At 41.1% G+C, this 17,373-nt stretch carries 22 protein-coding genes; 9 read left to right on the plus strand and 13 right to left on the minus strand.

What is annotated here, in order from left to right:
- Positions 1 to 59 precede the first annotated feature (59 nt).
- On the plus strand, positions 60 to 1,424 hold the full coding sequence (gene cysG, locus QWZ13_RS11020; RefSeq protein ID WP_290281814.1) for a siroheme synthase CysG: 1,365 nt from the start codon (positions 60 to 62) through the stop codon (positions 1,422 to 1,424).
- A gap of 58 nt (positions 1,425 to 1,482) precedes the next feature.
- On the plus strand, positions 1,483 to 1,857 hold the full coding sequence (locus tag QWZ13_RS11025) for a hypothetical protein (RefSeq protein WP_290281815.1): 375 nt from the start codon (positions 1,483 to 1,485) through the stop codon (positions 1,855 to 1,857).
- Positions 1,858 to 1,956: 99 nt separating this feature from the next.
- Here QWZ13_RS11025 and QWZ13_RS11030 read toward each other — a convergent pair whose 3' ends face one another.
- Positions 1,957 to 2,118 (minus strand): hypothetical protein, encoded by a 162-nt coding sequence (locus QWZ13_RS11030; protein WP_290281816.1) that lies wholly within the window; start codon positions 2,116 to 2,118, stop codon positions 1,957 to 1,959.
- Positions 2,067 to 2,255, minus strand: a complete 189-nt coding sequence (locus tag QWZ13_RS11035) for a hypothetical protein (protein ID WP_290281817.1) — start codon at positions 2,253 to 2,255, stop codon at positions 2,067 to 2,069. Before QWZ13_RS11035 ends, QWZ13_RS11030 begins: the two co-directional genes overlap by 52 nt.
- A gap of 161 nt (positions 2,256 to 2,416) precedes the next feature.
- On the opposite strand from QWZ13_RS11035, the gene QWZ13_RS11040 reads away from it, so the two are divergent.
- On the plus strand, positions 2,417 to 2,539 hold the full coding sequence (locus QWZ13_RS11040) for a hypothetical protein (protein ID WP_290281818.1): 123 nt from the start codon (positions 2,417 to 2,419) through the stop codon (positions 2,537 to 2,539).
- A gap of 165 nt (positions 2,540 to 2,704) precedes the next feature.
- On the opposite strand, the gene QWZ13_RS11045 is transcribed toward QWZ13_RS11040, so the two are convergent.
- Positions 2,705 to 3,334 carry a hypothetical protein gene (locus QWZ13_RS11045; RefSeq protein WP_290281819.1) on the minus strand — a complete coding sequence of 210 codons (630 nt, stop codon included), beginning with the start codon at positions 3,332 to 3,334 and terminating at the stop codon, positions 2,705 to 2,707.
- An 11-nt stretch (positions 3,335 to 3,345) separates the two neighbouring features.
- Positions 3,346 to 3,564 (minus strand): hypothetical protein, encoded by a 219-nt coding sequence (locus QWZ13_RS11050; RefSeq protein WP_290281820.1) that lies wholly within the window; start codon positions 3,562 to 3,564, stop codon positions 3,346 to 3,348.
- 89 nt (positions 3,565 to 3,653) lie between these two features.
- On the opposite strand from QWZ13_RS11050, the gene QWZ13_RS11055 reads away from it, so the two are divergent.
- The 3 genes from QWZ13_RS11055 to QWZ13_RS11065 all read left to right on the plus strand — a co-directional run bounded on the left by QWZ13_RS11055 (position 3,654) and on the right by QWZ13_RS11065 (position 4,810).
- Complete coding sequence (locus QWZ13_RS11055) at positions 3,654 to 3,800, plus strand: hypothetical protein (protein ID WP_290281821.1); 147 nt, start codon at positions 3,654 to 3,656, stop codon at positions 3,798 to 3,800.
- 196 nt (positions 3,801 to 3,996) lie between these two features.
- Entirely contained in the window at positions 3,997 to 4,155 is a 159-nt protein-coding gene (locus QWZ13_RS11060; protein ID WP_290281822.1) for a hypothetical protein, read from the plus strand.
- Between the two features lie 319 nt (positions 4,156 to 4,474).
- Positions 4,475 to 4,810 (plus strand): hypothetical protein, encoded by a 336-nt coding sequence (locus QWZ13_RS11065; RefSeq protein ID WP_290281823.1) that lies wholly within the window; start codon positions 4,475 to 4,477, stop codon positions 4,808 to 4,810.
- 471 nt (positions 4,811 to 5,281) lie between these two features.
- Here QWZ13_RS11065 and QWZ13_RS11070 read toward each other — a convergent pair whose 3' ends face one another.
- The 6 genes from QWZ13_RS11070 to QWZ13_RS11095 all read right to left on the minus strand — a co-directional run bounded on the left by QWZ13_RS11070 (position 5,282) and on the right by QWZ13_RS11095 (position 8,427).
- Complete coding sequence (locus QWZ13_RS11070; RefSeq protein ID WP_290281824.1) at positions 5,282 to 6,337, minus strand: glycosyl transferase family protein; 1,056 nt, start codon at positions 6,335 to 6,337, stop codon at positions 5,282 to 5,284.
- Entirely contained in the window at positions 6,253 to 6,612 is a 360-nt protein-coding gene (locus tag QWZ13_RS11075; RefSeq protein ID WP_290281825.1) for a TusE/DsrC/DsvC family sulfur relay protein, read from the minus strand. The genes QWZ13_RS11070 and QWZ13_RS11075 overlap by 85 nt, the downstream gene beginning before the upstream one ends.
- Positions 6,567 to 6,830, minus strand: a complete 264-nt coding sequence (locus tag QWZ13_RS11080) for a hypothetical protein (protein WP_290281826.1) — start codon at positions 6,828 to 6,830, stop codon at positions 6,567 to 6,569. The genes QWZ13_RS11075 and QWZ13_RS11080 overlap by 46 nt, the downstream gene beginning before the upstream one ends.
- Complete coding sequence (locus QWZ13_RS11085; RefSeq protein ID WP_290281827.1) at positions 6,830 to 7,177, minus strand: DsrE family protein; 348 nt, start codon at positions 7,175 to 7,177, stop codon at positions 6,830 to 6,832. Before QWZ13_RS11085 ends, QWZ13_RS11080 begins: the two co-directional genes overlap by 1 nt.
- A gap of 10 nt (positions 7,178 to 7,187) precedes the next feature.
- On the minus strand, positions 7,188 to 7,574 hold the full coding sequence (tusD, locus tag QWZ13_RS11090; protein WP_290281828.1) for a sulfurtransferase complex subunit TusD: 387 nt from the start codon (positions 7,572 to 7,574) through the stop codon (positions 7,188 to 7,190).
- Positions 7,575 to 7,695: 121 nt separating this feature from the next.
- Positions 7,696 to 8,427: a Bax inhibitor-1/YccA family protein gene (locus QWZ13_RS11095; RefSeq protein WP_353958980.1), complete on the minus strand. Its 732-nt coding sequence runs from the start codon at positions 8,425 to 8,427 to the stop codon at positions 7,696 to 7,698.
- A gap of 181 nt (positions 8,428 to 8,608) precedes the next feature.
- Between QWZ13_RS11095 and QWZ13_RS11100 the strand changes: the two genes are divergently transcribed.
- On the plus strand, positions 8,609 to 9,268 hold the full coding sequence (locus QWZ13_RS11100; RefSeq protein ID WP_290281829.1) for a TetR/AcrR family transcriptional regulator: 660 nt from the start codon (positions 8,609 to 8,611) through the stop codon (positions 9,266 to 9,268).
- Here the strand turns inward: QWZ13_RS11100 and QWZ13_RS11105 are convergent.
- Together QWZ13_RS11105 and QWZ13_RS11110 are read right to left on the minus strand one after the other, a co-directional pair.
- Positions 9,246 to 10,004 carry an enoyl-CoA hydratase/isomerase family protein gene (locus QWZ13_RS11105; protein ID WP_290281830.1) on the minus strand — a complete coding sequence of 253 codons (759 nt, stop codon included), beginning with the start codon at positions 10,002 to 10,004 and terminating at the stop codon, positions 9,246 to 9,248. The two genes, QWZ13_RS11100 and QWZ13_RS11105, sit on opposite strands and share 23 nt — an antisense overlap.
- A 91-nt stretch (positions 10,005 to 10,095) precedes the next feature.
- A complete protein-coding gene (locus tag QWZ13_RS11110) occupies positions 10,096 to 12,747 on the minus strand; it encodes a helicase-related protein (RefSeq protein WP_290281831.1) in 2,652 nt (883 codons plus the stop codon).
- 158 nt (positions 12,748 to 12,905) lie between these two features.
- Between QWZ13_RS11110 and QWZ13_RS11115 the strand changes: the two genes are divergently transcribed.
- A complete protein-coding gene (locus QWZ13_RS11115; protein ID WP_290281832.1) occupies positions 12,906 to 15,836 on the plus strand; it encodes an insulinase family protein in 2,931 nt (976 codons plus the stop codon).
- A gap of 49 nt (positions 15,837 to 15,885) precedes the next feature.
- Here the strand turns inward: QWZ13_RS11115 and xthA are convergent, their stop codons facing one another.
- Entirely contained in the window at positions 15,886 to 16,710 is an 825-nt protein-coding gene (gene xthA / locus QWZ13_RS11120; protein WP_290281833.1) for an exodeoxyribonuclease III, read from the minus strand.
- An 83-nt stretch (positions 16,711 to 16,793) separates the two neighbouring features.
- Here xthA and QWZ13_RS11125 point away from each other — a divergent pair, with 83 nt between their 5' ends.
- The gene (locus QWZ13_RS11125) at positions 16,794 to 17,366 is read left to right on the plus strand and encodes a thymidine kinase (protein WP_290281834.1); all 573 of its coding nucleotides are present in this window, start codon (positions 16,794 to 16,796) and stop codon (positions 17,364 to 17,366) included.
- The last annotated feature ends 7 nt before the right edge of the window (positions 17,367 to 17,373 follow it).

Genomic DNA, 17,373 nt, shown 5'->3' on the forward strand with positions numbered 1-17,373 from the left:
TCTCAGCCTTTTTTATACCTCATTGAATTTAAAAATACCGAAAGAAAGGTTTATTTAAGATGGAATATTTTCCACTGTATCATCGTTTTACCAATGAAACAGTTCTTGTTGTGGGCGGTGGTGATATTGCATTGCGCAAAATCACCTTAATCACGAAAGGGGATGCTCGTGTTAAAGTGGTGGCACCCAATATTAGGCCTGATATTCAAGATAACCCACAGTGCGACTGTCATTTAAAAACGTTCGAAGCTCAAGATTTAGACGGTGTTAAGCTGGTTATTGCGGCCACTGAAATAGCAGAGCTTAATCAGCAGGTAAGCCAGTTAGCAAAATCGAAAGGGTTACTTATAAATGTGGTTGATTCGCCCGAGCTTTGTAACGTAATTTTTCCGTCTATTGTAGATCGCAGCCCCTTAGTCATTGCCATTACTTCAAGTGGGAAAGCGCCTGTATTAGCACGTTCGGTGCGCGCTAAGCTCGAAAGCACCATCCCAGCGAGTTTTGGTCACTTGGCACAACTGGCCGCCAAATACCGTAATAAAGTGAAACAAACATTTACTAAGTTAGACGATCGACGTGATTTTTGGGAAAAAATCATCAATGGTGTTACAGCTGAACATATCTATGCAGGCCGTAAAGCCGAAGCAGAGCAAGTATTGCAATCACAGTTGGAAAGCCCCGAAGTAAGAGCTAATGGTGAGGTGTATTTAGTAGGCGCGGGACCTGGGGACCCTGACTTATTAACCTTCAAAGCGTTACGGCTAATGCAGCAAGCCGATGTGGTTTTGTATGATGCGTTAGTTTCCGATGCCATTATGGAATTAGTACGCCGAGATGCCAAGCGAATATACGTAGGAAAACGACGCGCTAATCATGCATTACCTCAAGAAGCCCTAAACCAAAAATTGGTTGACTTAGCACTCGAAGGCAAAAGGGTTCTAAGATTGAAAGGCGGAGATCCATTCATTTTTGGCCGAGGCGGTGAAGAAATAGAACTCTTAGCAGAGCAAAATATTCCGTTCCAAGTTGTTCCAGGTATTACGGCGGCTTCGGGTTGTTCTAGCTATTCAGGTATTCCGCTAACTCATCGCGATTATGCGCAATCTGTTCGTTTTGTGACTGGGCATTTAAAAGATGGAAGTGCAAATTTACCTTGGGCGGAGCTTACCGCTCAGAAACAGACTCTAGTTTTCTACATGGGATTAAATGGTATTAACTTTATTTGTGAGCAGTTAATCCAACATGGTCGATCACCTGAAACGCCGATAGCGTTAATTCAAAAAGGCACAACTCCGGAACAAAAAGTATTTATCGGCACTTTAGCGACCATGCCTGAAATTGTTGAGCGGGAAAAACCACAAGCGCCAACTCTGACCATAGTTGGAGAAGTTGTAACCTTACATGAAAAGCTAAAGTGGCGTTGAATAGGAACTTTAATAATCTTTTTTGGTCAAAGTCATTATGACTAGCCAATGATCACATATGTTAAAACTGCTTAAAAAACCAAAACTAACAGCCATTTTAGCACTAATGTTCTATGGCACTTGGGCTAGTTATTCTAATTTCGAATTCGGCTATAGCATCGCAATAACTGCTTTCATGATTCAAGGCAGTTTTGCGTTTACTTCGACGTTAGTTTCAGGCTATACCGCGTTGTTTTTAATGAAAAAGCTCCAGCATTTTTCGCATTATCTATTATGGTCGTATTTGATCACCATGGCACTGCTTGTATCCATTCCTTTTGTACTTCATACCGTCTTCTTAACACCCAATAAACTTTTATCTATGGCGCCTGGGATGGTAATAGGTGGGTTATACATTGCTACGCTGTTGCGATTGCATAGCAAATCGAATTAACTAATTCTTAAAGATTAAATAGTGAAGGTTTAAAGAAACAGGATAACGCGTTGGTTATCCTGCTTTATTTTAATTTAAAATATTATTAAAAAGGCTCCATCAACCAGAGTTGTTACTGTCGTAGTTGTTTACGTAAGTGGTGCTAGACGCATTGTAGGTCGACTTTGTAAAGTTGTTATAGCTGTCATACAGGTATGTTTGAGTTCTATCTATCGAACCATTGTTATCGTCGTCGATTGATAAGCTAGTGGTATTGCCCAAAGTATCAAATAAATAGCTGTGAAGGTCATCGTTATAACTTTCAGGACTAACTTTAGGAAAATGAGAAACAATGCTGGTTCGACCAAGTTCAGTGTAAGTATGAATATAATTTGATTCACTGAAATATGGACTACCATCAGATGTAGTTCGTGTAATTACATCACCGCGATCATTATATTCAAAGCTTATAACCTCCTCAGGCGGTTCAGTTACACTGGTGTAAAAATAATGACTTTCTTGTGTTTTGATTCCAGCGATATCGTAAGAAAAGGTCGTTATATTAATCGGATCGGGCTCGGTGCTACTGAATACTGAGAGGGTGGTTAGATTTCCATTGTTGTCATCGTACTCGTATGTAGTCGTTTCATCGGGGTCTGTTGATGGAAGTCTATACCATTCCTTACTGATTAACTGCCCTTGAGTATTGTAAGTGAAATTGTAAACTTGATCTTCGTTATTCACACTTACACTACGCAGAACTTTTAAACCACTGTCAATGTCGAGACTTGAGTATAAGTGCTGCATGACCTGCCAGGGCCGGCGTAGTTGTCGAGGCCCATCAAAGCCATTCGTTGCATAGCTCGATTTAATAGCTCGATAAATTTTGACTGTGTTTAAGGTTTTTAATGTCTGCCGTAAAATCTAAACTATTCTCCGTAAACATGGCCGATATGTGTGTCGGTATATCAATACCGTTTTCCAGATTATTATCACGATCTAAGGTTTGCAATAGCGTCGCAATGCCTAGTACTTTTTGCATAGGTGTGAGTTGTTCGGTGTTTAACAGGGCAGGGTATAATGCATCACCCGTTAATGGCTCTATGCCGACTAGGTCAAACGGTGAGACAATGTTTTTGCCTTCTACTTGACCAAGTAGTAACTCACCAAGATAAAAGCTGACGGATTCACCTTCAAGGTATTCGAATGTACCCTTGTCAATAGCCGTAATGCCTTCTCGTGACGGTGTTACGTAACGTAAACCGCCAACGGCACTTTCAATGAACTGACCTTGCTTAACGTCACCAGAGCTAGAACTATTATCAGATTTACTTTCGAAACATGCCGTTAATAAAAGTGGCAGAGTGAGGGCGAAGGCTGTTAGTTTTTGACGCCTAAATGATTTTAAAGTCATAAATATTCCATCTGTCCTACAGAGTAATTTTAGAGGCTCATATAGAGGGTTAAAATATAAAAATGGGCCTAATAATAGGCCCATTTAGACATTATTTAATGTTCGCGTTGATGACGCAGCAGGGTATTAAATAGGCTCCACCATGGGTCATTGTCATTTGAATAATGGTATTGAATAGTCTTATTAGATAGTGCGTTATTAAATTCCCAGGTTTCTAGGATGAGTTTGCCATTTTCATCGTATTCGTACGACTTATTCTCAAAACTTGTAATTTCATCGTTGCTCAGATTCATATAGGAATGAAAATGACTCAATAATTGATCATATTGATTGTAAGTGTAAGCAATGGATATTTTTTCATTGCGATTAGGTTGAACGATAATATTACTCGTTAAATTATTATTTGAGTCATAGGTGTATATATATTCTTCATCAATATTGCCATCATTTCCATAATCAATACTTTCACTTAGTAAGTTATTCGCAGCATCGTATTGATAGGTATAAAATCCTTCGGAATTTAGGAAATAACCATCGCCAACGCCTGTAAATAATGTAGTTCTACTATTTCCCGAATATACCTGAACATATGTACCTTTAAATTCATCAGATTCGATTTCATCTATAATAGTATGAAGAGTTAAATTATTATTTTCATCGAATTCAAAAGTTTCGATCCAATCGGCTAATCCGTAGATTTCCCATTTGTAATATTGGTAACCTACAACGTTACCGTTTAAGTCATATTGGAATTTTTCAATGAAGTATGGGTCTCCATTGATGTCCCCTACATAGTGTTTATAGCTTACAACGTTACCATTTACGTCATTTTCGTATACTCCAACGATGTCAGGCATTCCAAAAACATCAGTTTCAAACTCGCTTTCTTTCGCTTTAAAACCTAGGAAATCATAAGCGTAGGTTTTGACATAAAATGGGTTAACATTGTCAGACGAATTATATTCCGCAGAATAAATAACATTACCGTATTCATCATAGTTATAGCTATATGTCTTATGATATGAGCCCGTTTCGGTTTCGTCTCGCTCTATTAAAACAGGCTGTCCATTCGCATCGTATGTATGACGATAAGTAACCGCTTTGGCGCCATCTCGTGCTTCCTTTGAAGTTATAGATGAAACTGCCATTAGCTGAGTTTCAATATTCAGGCTTTCATAAAGGTTTTTTAATGCTTGCCAAGCAGGGCGGATTTGACGCGGTTCAGTGAAACCGACACTGTCATTTGCCAATAATATTAATTCGTTAATTGTTGAACTCGACATTAAGTTATTAAATGATACTTCGGTATCAATTATTTCATCATTAAACAAGGCGGAAATTTGGCTTGAAATAACAATGCCATTGCTCAGATCGTTATCGCGATCCATGGTTTGCAATAAACGTGCAATGCCAATAACTTGCTGCATTGCAGTATTCTCTTCTAAATTCTCAATGGTCGCCCGCAATTCATTACCAACGGGGGCTTCTATACCAGCAAGGTCAAACGGTGTGATGGTTACTTGTCCTAAAGTAGATCCAAGATATAGCTCACCAAGATAGAAACTAATGGTTTCACCTTCTTTATAGGAAAAGTCACCGCTGCCAATTTCGGTTATGCCTTCTAGGCTAGGTGTAACATAGCGAAGGCCGCCAACTTGGCCGTTAAATTGACCAACCTGTAATTTATTCGAGTTACTTTTAGAACTGTTTTCAGAACAGGCCGTTAATATAACAGCTACAGTGAGGACAATAACCTTAGCTTTAAGGTTGCTTAACAAATAATTGTGCATAACTTTCCTATTTTCTGTTTTAGCCGTCAGATTAGTACGGGCAATTAGAAAGTTATGAAATTTCCTTATTAGCCAACCTATTAAGACTACGCTTTGTACGGTTGTTGTTAGGGAAGAAATTAAATGCTGAAAATACAGCAGATGAGATATCTCTAATTAGATAGTTTCACAATGACATTATAAAGTCAATTTGATTAGGTAAATGTTTTTTGAAATCTATGAATAGTGAGAGGATTTAGCATTAGTACCGATTTTTCCACCAGATATGAGTTTGCTTTTGCGCGTCTACATAAGGTAGAGACTGAAGTTTAGACAAGATAATTGCTGCTGTATCTACTGTGGCCTGTAGGCCATAGGCGTTGCTAGAGTCGTCGTTCCATAATTCTATTAGTGCCGTAAAGGTTGGCGCGTCAGGGCGAACAGATCTTCGTTTAAGTGATTTAGGTACAAAGTCATTATCTAGTGGGTGATAACCTTGAATAGCGATTCTAGTCTCTGAATCAGGCCGAACTTCAAATTCTCCGCCGTCACCTTTTAGAACGATATTATTGTTCTGCGAAAGCTTCTCAGCAACTTCGTGGTGAAGGCTTTGATATGCCGGATGGAACATCGCCTGCAATGTTAGATTCGTTTTGAAGGGTGTTAAATGGCGAACCAGTGTATTCGCACAGCTTCTTAGCCCTAGAGTGTGTTTTAGGTCGATTAACCGTGAAAGAGTTGGGTTCATAGCCTCTAGCGGTATATAACAAAAGTTATGTTCTTGAATTAGATTGGATGCACTTTCTATTAAAGTCGCACAGGGCAAATTCAGCAGCTGACATACTTGCTGTGCATATTGCCGATTTGCAGTGTGATGACCAGCTCCGTGCATTAATACGGAAACGCCATTTTGAGCCAGCAGTTTAGCTGCTAATAAATACCAAGAAGGTTGTCTTTTTTTGCCAGCATAAGCGGGCCACGTGACATCGACCTGTACGGTATCGCGAATGGAAATGGCGTCATGGCAGGCTTGAACCATTCCCGCTATTTCAGAGGACGTTTCTTCTTTTACGCGAAGTAGCATTAAAAAAGCGCCTAATTGAAGATCTTCCATTTTGCCATCTAAAATAGCAGACATGGCAAAGTGCGCTTCTTCAAACGTTAAATCGCGAGAGCCAGTTTTCCCTCGTCCTAATATTCTTATGATACCAGGAAGTGTCATAGCAGAATCACTCATAAGCAATTCTTCGGTTTTGGTAGGCCAGCCAATAAGGCTAAGACACGAGCAGGGCTTTCTCCATAGCGTTGCATCAGCCAAATGCTGTTGCCATAGTCGCTATGGACGTTATTTTTAATTAATTTGACTAAAGGTCGCATCGGCGGCGAAAGGTCAAAATCAAAATAGAATTGTCGTAAGGCATTTATAATTCTAAAATCAACTTCATCCAACGGTAAGCCTTGTTTTTGCGCCATATGTTCAGCCCAGCTTTCTGTCCACTCGGACGCATCTAATAAAAAGCCTTGCTCATTTACTTCTAAAGCCATGTTTACCACGCGATGTGTTTGTTTGCAGTTATAAGGTGGGTAGCCCATTGCTCATCGGTAATGACTGTCCAGCTGTCATGCGCATGGCCACCGCTTTGTAGTAATTCACACTCTCGCACAAAAGCCTGTGTATTTAAGGGCTTTTCTGTGTACACCAATGAAATTGAGCTGCTGGTAGCAATAACGGCATCCGTTGGTGAGAGTGAATTTGCTAAAAACTCCAATTGAAAAGGGCTTGGAGGAAGTGAAAGTGTAACCGTTGTCATTAAAACACCTCAACATGGTTTGCGTTTTGAAACCAAGTCGTCAATTGCTGCAATGAAACCGGAGCCACTAATGAGAGTGTTTCATTGTTGCCTAAAATAGCTTCCTTATGCTCGGTAACGAAATACAGCTCATCGCTGTCATACATGGGCAACGCATTGAGTTGTTTTTCTATTGATTTTGCATGGCTCGGGCTTTGATTCTTAGTCAACCAAGTTAACCCTTGCTCGAAAAACACAATTTTATGGTTTACTTCAAAGAGAGCTAAACTCATTATGGCTTCCAGCGTTTCATGCCCGGTACGGCTGCTGTAGGGTGGTTTGGTTACTAATATTAAATTGAAACTCATTCGATACCCGCTATTTAAAGGTAATTAGCTTATCGCAATCATGAAACCCTGTGGCCCATTGGCCTAGACCAGTCAGTTGAAAAAAATCAGCCGATGAAGGGTGAGATTGCATATAACGTTGTGTTTCTTCTGCATTCAAAACGCCTCGATTCGCAGACGCAGCAATGCAAAGCAGTAGCTCAACTCCTTGGTTATGAATATCTTGCCATTGCGCCAAAAAGTTGAATTCATCACTGGCGGGGCTTTGATTTGATAGACCATGGTAAACGCCATCAAAAAAGAAGAAAACACGTGCAAGCTGATGGCCTTGTTGGAGGCATTGTTGAGCAAACGTCAAAGCATCTATCGATGCTTGATGGCTCCAAGGCGCTGAATATACATTTATTTGAATTCGCATAATATCTACTATTTTAGTAATAGCTCTATGGTAGCAAATTCGCAGTTAAAGAGGGTAGAGTTGGCGTATTTTAGGTACAAAAAAGGCCGCGATTGCAGCCTTTTTTATTGAAGCAATATTACTAGTCGTTACCAGAGAATACGGCAATCAAGTGTAATAAATGGACAAAAATATTATAAATATCTAAGTACAATGAAACGGTAGCGCGAATATAGTTTGTTTCGCCACCGTTAATGATTCGGCTGGTATCAAACAAAATGGCTAATGACATGACTAAAACAACGCCACCAGAGATCATTACGCTGCCTAACGCACTGCCAAAGAACAGATTAGCGATCATGCCGACAATTAAAACCAGTACGCCAACCATAATAAAACCACCTAAAAAGCTAAAGTCTTTCTTTGTGGTTAACGCATAAAATGATAAGCCAAAAGTAATAATTGCAGTTCCGCCTAATGCTTGAGCAACATAAGAAGCTCCGTTTGGCAAAGCTAGGTACATTGAGAGCATAGGGCCTAAAGATGCGCCTAATAGCCCTGTGAAAGCAAATGCCCAAACAATTCCTGAAGCCTTGTTATAGGTGCGTGGCAATACAAACCATACGATGCCAATTGCGGCTAAACTCATGATAAGTGCTGCTCCGCGAGGAACATTTAGCGCCATCGCTGCCATCGCTGCTACGGCACTGAATAACAATGTCATAGATAACAGCATGTAGGTGTTTTTGAGAACTTTGTTTGTTGCTAAAACGGATTCTTGTTGAACCGTTGCATTGTGTTCTATATGAGCCATTTCTAGCCTCCAGTGTGGATGTTTGTTTATTGTTATGAGGGCTGATGCCTCTAATTTCAATAGCTTGGGCTAGTTTTAGTCGAAACAGCTGTTAACTTCAATGCTTTTTACGTTTGATTTAACTTAAATAGTTGGAAGATGGGTGAAAATTACACAAATCAAAGAAAATAGCTGCAAATCATTTTAAAAAAGCCTATTCTAGTCGTTTAAAACGATCGTTTGAATTGAAAGAGCAGTAATTATGACCCAAGCCGATACCATCACCCGAATTTTAGACTCAGCCGAGCAATTGTTTGCTGAAAAGGGTTTTGCAGAGACTTCTTTGCGTATGATCACTACTCGCGCCAAAGTGAATTTAGCCGCTGTTAATTATCATTTTGGATCAAAGAAAGATTTAATTCAGGCCGTTTTTGCTCGTTTTCTAACACCGTTTACCGAGAAGCTTAATAAAGAGTTACAGGTGGTCGTCAAAGACAATCCATCGCCTTCTTTTCACGATGTTTTAGGTGTGTTGGCAAAGACGATGTTAACAGGCATCGAGAATAACGAAAATTATAATAAATTGTCTGTATTTATGCGCTTACTCGGCTTAGCTTATACGCAAGCTCAAGGCCATTTACGTAAATTTTTACTCGAAAATTATTCTCAATCTTATTCCGCGTTTATCGGCTACTTGAAAATGGCTCACCCTGAATTAAGTGGTCGAGAAATATTCTGGCGTATTCACTTTGCCATTGGTGCCTCAGTTTTCACAATGTCTAGCATTGAAGTGCTGAGAAGCATGGAGCAGAACGATACTGGCGCAAAGTCTTCTATCGAAGAAATTATGAACCAGTTGATTCCTTTTTTAGCGGCGGCTTTAGAGCAAGAGCAAACATTTAATGTGAATGCTCAAACTTAGTCTGTTTTAAAGCAGATTCACGAACGTCTATTGAGCTTTCTATGAGTGTATCTAACAACGACTCATCTAAAGGCTCAATTGAGCTGACTGTTAACATCGATTTTGTTTGAATTAAAACGGTTTCATCCAGCCTCACCATATTTCTAATGATCATATCGGCATAGGAATCCAACTCTTGCTCTGGCATCAGCTTATTGACTAAACCTAAACGCGTAGCCGTGTAGGCATCGAGAGTTTCTCCTGTTAAGGCGTAGTAGCGGGCTGCGTGTTCTCCGAGCGTTCTTATTAGGTAAGGGCTTTGCAGTACTGGCGCTAACCCTAAATGTACTTCATTTAGGGTAAAGCTGCTTTTTTCACTCGCAAAAACAATATCACAGCAGCACAATATGCCGATTGCATCGGCGTTGGCTTTGCCACGAACCGTTGCAATTACTGGAATTGGTAAATCATATAAAGTATGAAATAAGCGCGAAAGGTGCTCCGCATCGAGCTGATGTTCAGCTCGCCCCGATTCCTGGCGATGCTGAAGCCAGCGTGAATCTGGTCCACTGCAAAAGTGGGGACCATTGGCGGTTAACCATAAGATTTTAACGTTGCTGTCTAAAGAAATTTCATCCAATGCCGTAATCAGTGTGCAAACAAACTCATGATCATATGCGTTTCCGATTTCAGGCCGATTAAATATAATTTTTGCGACGCCATCCATTGGGCGTTCTATAACGATCGTTTCCTTCATGTATTTTCTTCTTATATTTAGAAGGGATACATTTAAGTTAAACCAGATTGTTACAGAACGCCAGTTTTTGGCGTAAAGAAGTGGTAAGGCTCTAGAGCGACCCTGGTGGTGCGCACAAAATCATTCGTACGCCGCTGGTCGCAAATTCACAATGCTCCCAAGCGTCAGCTTCAATCGCGATTTGCTGTTTCAGTTTTTCAACATCATCGGCTGTTACCAACGGATTGACACTCGCTAGGTATTCAATGCGTTCTAATCGTGCACGATTAAACTCAAACGAAGACTGCTTGGCCTTTTCCAATATGTTGTTAAAACGTAACCTAGCGTGCTTTTGACTGGCGTCATAAAGAGGGTTAATACGGTCTTTCGCCTGACGCACCATTTTGCGAGCAAGCTTGACTGGTAAGGTTTTAACCTGCTCTTGCAAGCTGTCTTCCGTTAAAATAGAGGCTAAGTCTTTGTCGCCGCCTTCTAGTACTAGCGTTCGATATAGAGCTTCATCTAAGTGCGGTTTCATCGCATGAACGTGCTTTTCTGGTAATACAACCGACCATTGAGTTTCTAAAAGGAGTTGTCCAGCAGGAACCTGCTCCGATTCCAAAAGGGCAATACTCGCCTGGCCAATATCCGTTCCAGACAAGATATCTTGTAACCCTTGAATGAAAGGGTGTTCCCAAGAGATGAATAAAATATCTTCACGCTCTAACGCCTTATCGCGTCGGAAAGTGATTGTAGCACCGCCTTCTGGAATGCCAGGAAGAGTAGGTATGAGCATATTACTCGATGGAATTAGCTCATAAATACCCGTACCTAAGGCTTCAAAGTGTAGATTCAACAGGTTTGCGGCCATTTCAACCACATCAAGCGGGTGTTCAAACTCTAAATCTTCGATTGCATGGCGAATCTCATTCGCTTCTGGCTGGCGACATGAGTTTAATTCAAGAAGTATATCTCGACCGTTTTCAAGCTCTTGAGAAAGCTGTTCAATTTCAACGACAACTTCTTTTAGTAATTCATCACTCGGGTTACTAAACCATTCTTGAGCGTATTTATCATGCACTGCACCAGCGGCGGGTTGCATGCCTTCTAAACAATTCAGGGCATCATGGTACCAGCGGTACTTCATGGCATCATCGCTTTGTGCATTGGCCATGATATGAATTTCGATGGTTTGTTTTTGGCCAATACGATCTAAACGGCCAATTCGTTGCTCTAAAACATCCGGGTGGTCGGGTAAATCCCACAGTACTAAATGATGGCAAAATTGAAAGTTTCGGCCTTCACCACCGATTTCAGAGCATACTAAAATTTGTGCGCCATCTTCATCGTCGGCAAAATGTGCTGCGGCTCTGTCTCGTTCAATTAGGTCTAAGCCTTCATGAAAGGCCGTCGCTTCTACGCCATGAACATGCCACAGCGTCTGGGCGAGCTCTTTTGCTGTTTCCATCGTTTGAGTAATAAGCAACACTTTTTCGCCACGATGATCTTTAAGGAATTGAAACAGTGCTTTTTCACGTTCCGTCTCGCTTTCAAATTCTTGAAAGTCTGCAACGCGCTCATGGAACCCCTTGACGCCTTTTCGTGTATTACGATAAACAACTCGGCCGGTACCATGTCTGTCTAACAACGCTGACAGCGCTTCTTGCGGGTCATCGTTCCAAGAAACGCCCAGTGCATTTAGCTCATTAATGGTTCGATCTGTAATTTGATCCGCATTGAGGTCACGAGCAATATTAGTTAATGCTGAAAAGTTGGCTTCTTCACTTTGATACTTTTCAAAGCTAGTAAAACGACCAGCATCTAATAATTGTAAGCGACCAAAGTGCGCTTGTTGCCCTAATTGCTCTGGAGTCGCCGTCATTAATAATAGGTGAGGGGTGGTGTGAGCCAGTTCAGTCCAATGCAAGCTGGAATTGTCCGCATTTTCGCTTTCTAAGTGGTGGGCCTCATCAACCACCAGCATGTCCCAGTCTAATTCGGTGATAAGTGCCATGGTGAATTCATTGCGCAGCTCTTTATGAGTAACTAGGTGTACCTGGCCCATGGCAAAATCGTGAGCGATGTCTTGGTAAAGTTCACAATGAATTGAAAACCGGCGAATCAGTTCAACAAGCCATTGCGCCTGAAGCGCTTCAGGCACAGCAATTAAGATTCTTTTTGCGCAACCCTGATGATACAAGCGATTAATGATTAGGCCCGCTTCAATGGTTTTCCCCAATCCTACTTCATCTGCCAAGAGAGCACGAACGTGTGTATGTTCTGTTGCTTTTTTGGCTACATAAAGCTGGTGAGGTAAGAGGTCTGATCGAGTACCCAGTAAACCATTTAAATTTTGATTCCAAATGGTGGAGATACCTTTATCTAACGTTGAACGAAAGGAAAACCAATTAGGGTGATCGGTTTGGCCGGTAATTAGCCGCATAATTGGGTTGTTGCGTTTAACGGTGTCGGCCAGATCTGTTTCAGGCACCATGCGTTCGCCATCTACTTCATATATGACGATGCCATTTAGCTCATGAACCTCTGTAATGGTCATTTGGCCATCATCTCGGTGCTCTAAGGTGTCTCCTGCTTCTAACACCAAACGCGTTAATGGTGCTTCTTGCAGTGAGTAATGACGTTCACACTCTTGTTCTGGGAAAAAGAGGGTTACAGCTCGGGCTTCGATGCTTTGCACCATGCCTAAGCCAAGTTCTGGTTCACTGTCGACAAGCCAACGTTGCCCTTGAACAAACTCCGTCATATATACCTCTAAAACTGAGAAAGGGGCGGTATTCTACGGATTTAACCATAATATTAAAGGGTTATATCCAAACTTAATTTGCTTTCAACCCCTTTAGCGCCATAAGCTATAGCGTTATCTATTAAAAATAGACCAAATCTTAGGCACAGGCATAATAAATGACCAAATCAGAAGTTACGACAGCAACAATGTCTCCCCATTCATCATTTGAGGCGGTTAAATCTCACTATGTTGAATCACTTAATGTTCGCCTTGAACATTATCGTCATAAAAAAACAGGCGCAGATCACTTTCACCTAGCCAGTGACCACGAAGAAAATATATTTATGGTGACATTGCGCACTATGCCAAAAGACTCTTCCGGTGTCGCCCATATTTTAGAACATACGGCATTATGCGGTTCAGAAAAGTACCCGGTTCGTGATCCATTTTTTATGATGACACGCCGTTCTCTAAATACATTTATGAATGCAATGACCAGTAGCGACTGGACAGCATATCCATTTGCCAGCGAAAACAAAAAAGATTACGAAAACCTTTTAGATGTGTATTTGGACGCTGTATTTTTTTCTAGGCTAGATGAGCTAGACTTTTTACAAGAAGGGCATCGTTTAGAGTTCGAAGAACCCACAAACACAGAGTCACCATTAGTGTATAAAGGTGTTGTGTATAACGAAATGAAAGGAGCCATGAGCTCACCGGTTAGTCAGATATACCAATCTTTAAAACATTATTTATTTCCAAACAATACTTATCACTTTAACAGTGGTGGTGATCCTGAGTGTATCCCAGATTTAACATACGATGATTTACTCTCTTTCTATAAAACTCATTATCACCCATCTAATGCTAGCTTTTTTACATTTGGAAACCGTTCTGCTGAAGACATACAGCAGCGTATAGATGAAAAAGCCTTAAATAGATTCGATGCTTTAAATGAGAAGCTTTCTGTACCTTTAGAAAAGCGTTTCAATCGTGAACTAAGAGTTGAAGATGCCTATGCTTTTGAAGGTGACAGTGTTGAAAACAAAACTTATTTATCGATGGGTTGGTTATTAGGTGAAAGCACCGATCTATACGCACAACTCGAAGCGCATTTATTAAGCGATTTATTGTTCGACAACAGCGCAACTCCGCTTAGAAAAGCGTTAGAGACGTGTGAATTTGGTACGAACCCAAGCCCATTGTGTGGCCTAGATGATTCAAATCGTGAAATGGTCTTTTTATGTGGTCTAGAGGGCAGCGAACCCAAACACCAGCAAGATTTTGAACAGCTCGTTTTAAATACTTTAAAAGAAGTAGCTGAAAACGGTGTGCCACAAGAAAGTATTGATGCGATGTTGCACCAACTTGAGTTGTCGCAACGTGAAATTACCGGTGATGGTTATCCCTATGGTTTACAACTTATTTTATCATTGACTGGAGCCGCTACGCACGGTGGCAGTGTGATGGATGCTTTAGATATAGATGCTGCACTTGAAAAGTTAAGAATTAAAAGTAAGAGCCCTGATTACATTCCTGAATTGGTCAATAAGTTGCTATTGCAGAATGTGCATCGCGTAACGTTAACAATGCGCCCTGATGCTAAACTCGTTGAGCGACAAACAAACAATGAACGACTGCGTTTAGAAGCCATTGAAGATAGTCTTACGGAAGCAGAAAAGAAAGCAATTGTTGAACAAGCTAGTGCATTGAAAGTACGTCAAGAACAACCCGATGATGGTGACATATTACCCAAAGTAATCTTGGCCGATGTAAAACCTGATGTGAAAACTTTAGCACCCATTAAAGAGATGCCTATTGTTCAATACGGTGCAGGCACGAACGGCATTGCTTACCAGCAACTTTATTGGGCATTACCTGTTTTAAGCAAAGAAGAACAAATTTTGTTGCCTATTTATACATCGCTTTTAACTGAACTAGGCTCGGGTGATAAGTCGTATTTAGATTTGCAAAATTGGCAGGCTGCACGCACCGGCAGTGTTCATCTTTACAGCATGTATAAACCGAGCCTGACCGATTTAGACAGCATCAATGGCTATTTGATTTTCTCAGGAAAAAGTTTAGTTCGACACGCGGATGAGTTAACAGACATCATGGCAAGTCACTGGCTAGAGCCACGTTTTGATGAAGTAGATCGAATATTAGACTACCTAACGCTTATGAGTTCGCGTCGATCGCAGGGTATTACTGGCAGCGGGCATAGCTTAGCCATGCAAGCGGCATCGAGCGCACAAAGTGTTGGCAGTGCTTTTGTTTACAACAGCTCGGGTCTTCCTGCAATTGCTAGACTAAAACAATGGGTTGAACAATGGAAACAATCTCCAGAGCAATTAACACAATGGTTGCAAGGTTTATATGCGCTGCATAAAAAGCTTTCTTCTTTAACACCACATGCACTGTTAGTTGCTGAAAAAGATGAATTACCCGTTCTTGAAGCGCATTTATTGCAAAGTAAATTCAAATTAACGGCAGAACCCAGTATTTCTGTTCAGCCTGCAGAGGTAAATAGCCACTCAAAAATAGTTTGGAGTACTTCTACACAAGTTAACTTTTGTGCGGCCGCTTTTAAAACAGTTGCGCCGACTCACGAAGATTCTGCGCCTTTAACGGTGCTAGCTGGTGTGCTAAGAAACAATTATTTGCATCGAACTATCCGTGAACAAGGAGGTGCATACGGGGGAGGAGCATCACACGATAATAGCAATGGCGTTTTCCGATTTTATTCATATCGAGACCCTCGTTTAGAGGAAACGCTTAAAGACTTTAATGCGAGTATTGAGTGGTTAGCCCAAGGAGATTTTACGTCTGAAAAAGTAGAAGAATCTATTTTAGGCGTAGTAAGCTCGATGGATAAGCCTGGTTCACCGGCCGGAGAGGCAAAAATTGCTTACCAAAACAGACTATTTGCTCGTTCTGATGACTTTAGACGTGAATATCGTGAGCAATTGTTGAATGTTAATAAGCAACAACTCGTTGATTTAGCCGGAAAATACTTAACGAGTGATAATGCTTCTCATGCGGTCATTACTAATGGGGAACAAGCTGAAGTATTGGCTGATAAGGGCTTTAATTGGCAAAAAATTTAGCGCTATGTTGTGCCGTTAAAAAGGGCTGCCAAAAGGGCAGCCTTTTATTTTAGGCAAGTTCAATATCTAACGTCAGCCAAATGGGCGCATGGTCGCTGGGTTTTTCTAAACCGCGAGTATCGTAATCTATCCCGGCTTCTTTAATTAATGGTACTAATGGTTTTGTGATCATGATTTGATCAATGCGAAGTCCGCGTTTTGGGTTGTCATCAAAACCTTTAGACCGGTAATCAAACCAACTGAATCGATCGTTAACTTCGGGATACAAGTGACGGTAGGAATCGATAAAGCCCCAATCTCGAATGCGTTCAAACCATTCACGTTCTTCTGGTAAAAAAGCAGACTTACCTTCACGCAACCAACGTTTGGCGTTTTTTTCGCCAATGCCAATATCGTTATCGACTGGTGCAATATTAAAATCGCCTAAAATAATGACTAAATCATCTGGTGTAACATTCGTATTTAGCCACGCAAGTAAATCGGCGTAAAATTTTCGCTTTGCTGGCCATTTGGTTTCGTGTTTATTGCTTTCGCCTTGTGGGAAATATCCGTTAATAACAGTTAGTAATTGGCCATTAACTAATGGGTGCTGGGTGATAATAAGTCTGCGCTGGTCATCTTCGGAGTCGGTAGGGTAGCCGCAAGTATACTCCACTGGGGTCCGAGTAAGCGTTGCAACGCCATGGTGTGCCTTTTGCCCCCAAGTTTGCGAAACCAATCCACTGGCTACTTGCACATCTTCATGTGGGTATAAGTCGCTATGGACCTTAATTTCTTGCAAGCACAGAATGTCGGGGTCGTGTTGCGCTTTTAAGGCCGCTAATTGATGATAACGGGCTCGTACGCCATTGATATTAAAAGAAATAATCTTCATTTGGGTCCTTAGGCATTGTGGCTTGAAGGGTTTGGCGGCTATTATTACCAGACCTTAAGCAAATTACCAATGTTAGGCATTCTATGGCGCAACTCTATTTTTATTATTCGGCGATGAATGCCGGTAAATCAACTGCACTTTTGCAATCTGACTATAATTATCTTGAGCGTGGAATGACCACACGGTTACTGACGGCCCAATTAGATAATCGCTTTGGTGAAGCTACAATTTCTTCAAGAATAGGGCTTTCTAAGCCTGCCGACACCTTCAATGAAAGCACTGATTTAGTTACTTGGTACTTAGACGGACCCAAAGTTAATTGTATATTTATCGATGAAGCACAGTTTTTAACCAAAGAGCAGGTAAATCAGCTGGCGGTTATTGTAGACAAATACAACACGCCTGTTTTGTGCTACGGCATTCGTACTGATTTTCAAGGTGAGTTGTTTACCGGCAGTGCACGGCTTCTGGCAATTGCAGATAAGCTTACTGAATTGAAAACCGTTTGCCACTGTGGCCGAAAAGCCATCATGGTTGTAAGAATGGATGAACAAGGCAAAGCATTGGCTCATGGTGCGCAAGTACAAATTGGCGGCAATGAAAAATACGTATCTATGTGCCGGCGTCATTATCATGAAGCATTAGCGATAGCCTAGTTTTTAC

Origin of the sequence: Reinekea marina (genome assembly GCF_030409715.1) — a bacterium.
In the GTDB taxonomy this organism is placed as follows: Bacteria; Pseudomonadota; Gammaproteobacteria; order Pseudomonadales; family Natronospirillaceae; genus Reinekea; species Reinekea marina.

Coding starts and splice junctions, on each gene's coding strand:
- QWZ13_RS11115 (WP_290281832.1), top strand. CDS start 12,906: ATGACCAAATCAGAAGTTACGACAGCAACAATGTCTCCCCATTCATCA.
- QWZ13_RS11125 (WP_290281834.1), top strand. CDS start 16,794: ATGGCGCAACTCTATTTTTATTATTCGGCGATGAATGCCGGTAAATCA.
- QWZ13_RS11025 (WP_290281815.1), top strand. CDS start 1,483: ATGTTAAAACTGCTTAAAAAACCAAAACTAACAGCCATTTTAGCACTA.
- QWZ13_RS11075 (WP_290281825.1), bottom strand. CDS start 6,612: ATGGGCTACCCACCTTATAACTGCAAACAAACACATCGCGTGGTAAAC.
- tusD (WP_290281828.1), bottom strand. CDS start 7,574: ATGCGAATTCAAATAAATGTATATTCAGCGCCTTGGAGCCATCAAGCA.
- QWZ13_RS11105 (WP_290281830.1), bottom strand. CDS start 10,004: ATGAAGGAAACGATCGTTATAGAACGCCCAATGGATGGCGTCGCAAAA.
- QWZ13_RS11085 (WP_290281827.1), bottom strand. CDS start 7,177: ATGAGTTTCAATTTAATATTAGTAACCAAACCACCCTACAGCAGCCGT.
- QWZ13_RS11045 (WP_290281819.1), bottom strand. CDS start 3,334: ATGGGCCTATTATTAGGCCCATTTTTATATTTTAACCCTCTATATGAG.
- cysG (WP_290281814.1), top strand. CDS start 60: ATGGAATATTTTCCACTGTATCATCGTTTTACCAATGAAACAGTTCTT.
- QWZ13_RS11100 (WP_290281829.1), top strand. CDS start 8,609: ATGACCCAAGCCGATACCATCACCCGAATTTTAGACTCAGCCGAGCAA.
- QWZ13_RS11080 (WP_290281826.1), bottom strand. CDS start 6,830: ATGACAACGGTTACACTTTCACTTCCTCCAAGCCCTTTTCAATTGGAG.
- QWZ13_RS11035 (WP_290281817.1), bottom strand. CDS start 2,255: ATGGTAGTCCATATTTCAGTGAATCAAATTATATTCATACTTACACTG.
- xthA (WP_290281833.1), bottom strand. CDS start 16,710: ATGAAGATTATTTCTTTTAATATCAATGGCGTACGAGCCCGTTATCAT.
- QWZ13_RS11110 (WP_290281831.1), bottom strand. CDS start 12,747: ATGACGGAGTTTGTTCAAGGGCAACGTTGGCTTGTCGACAGTGAACCA.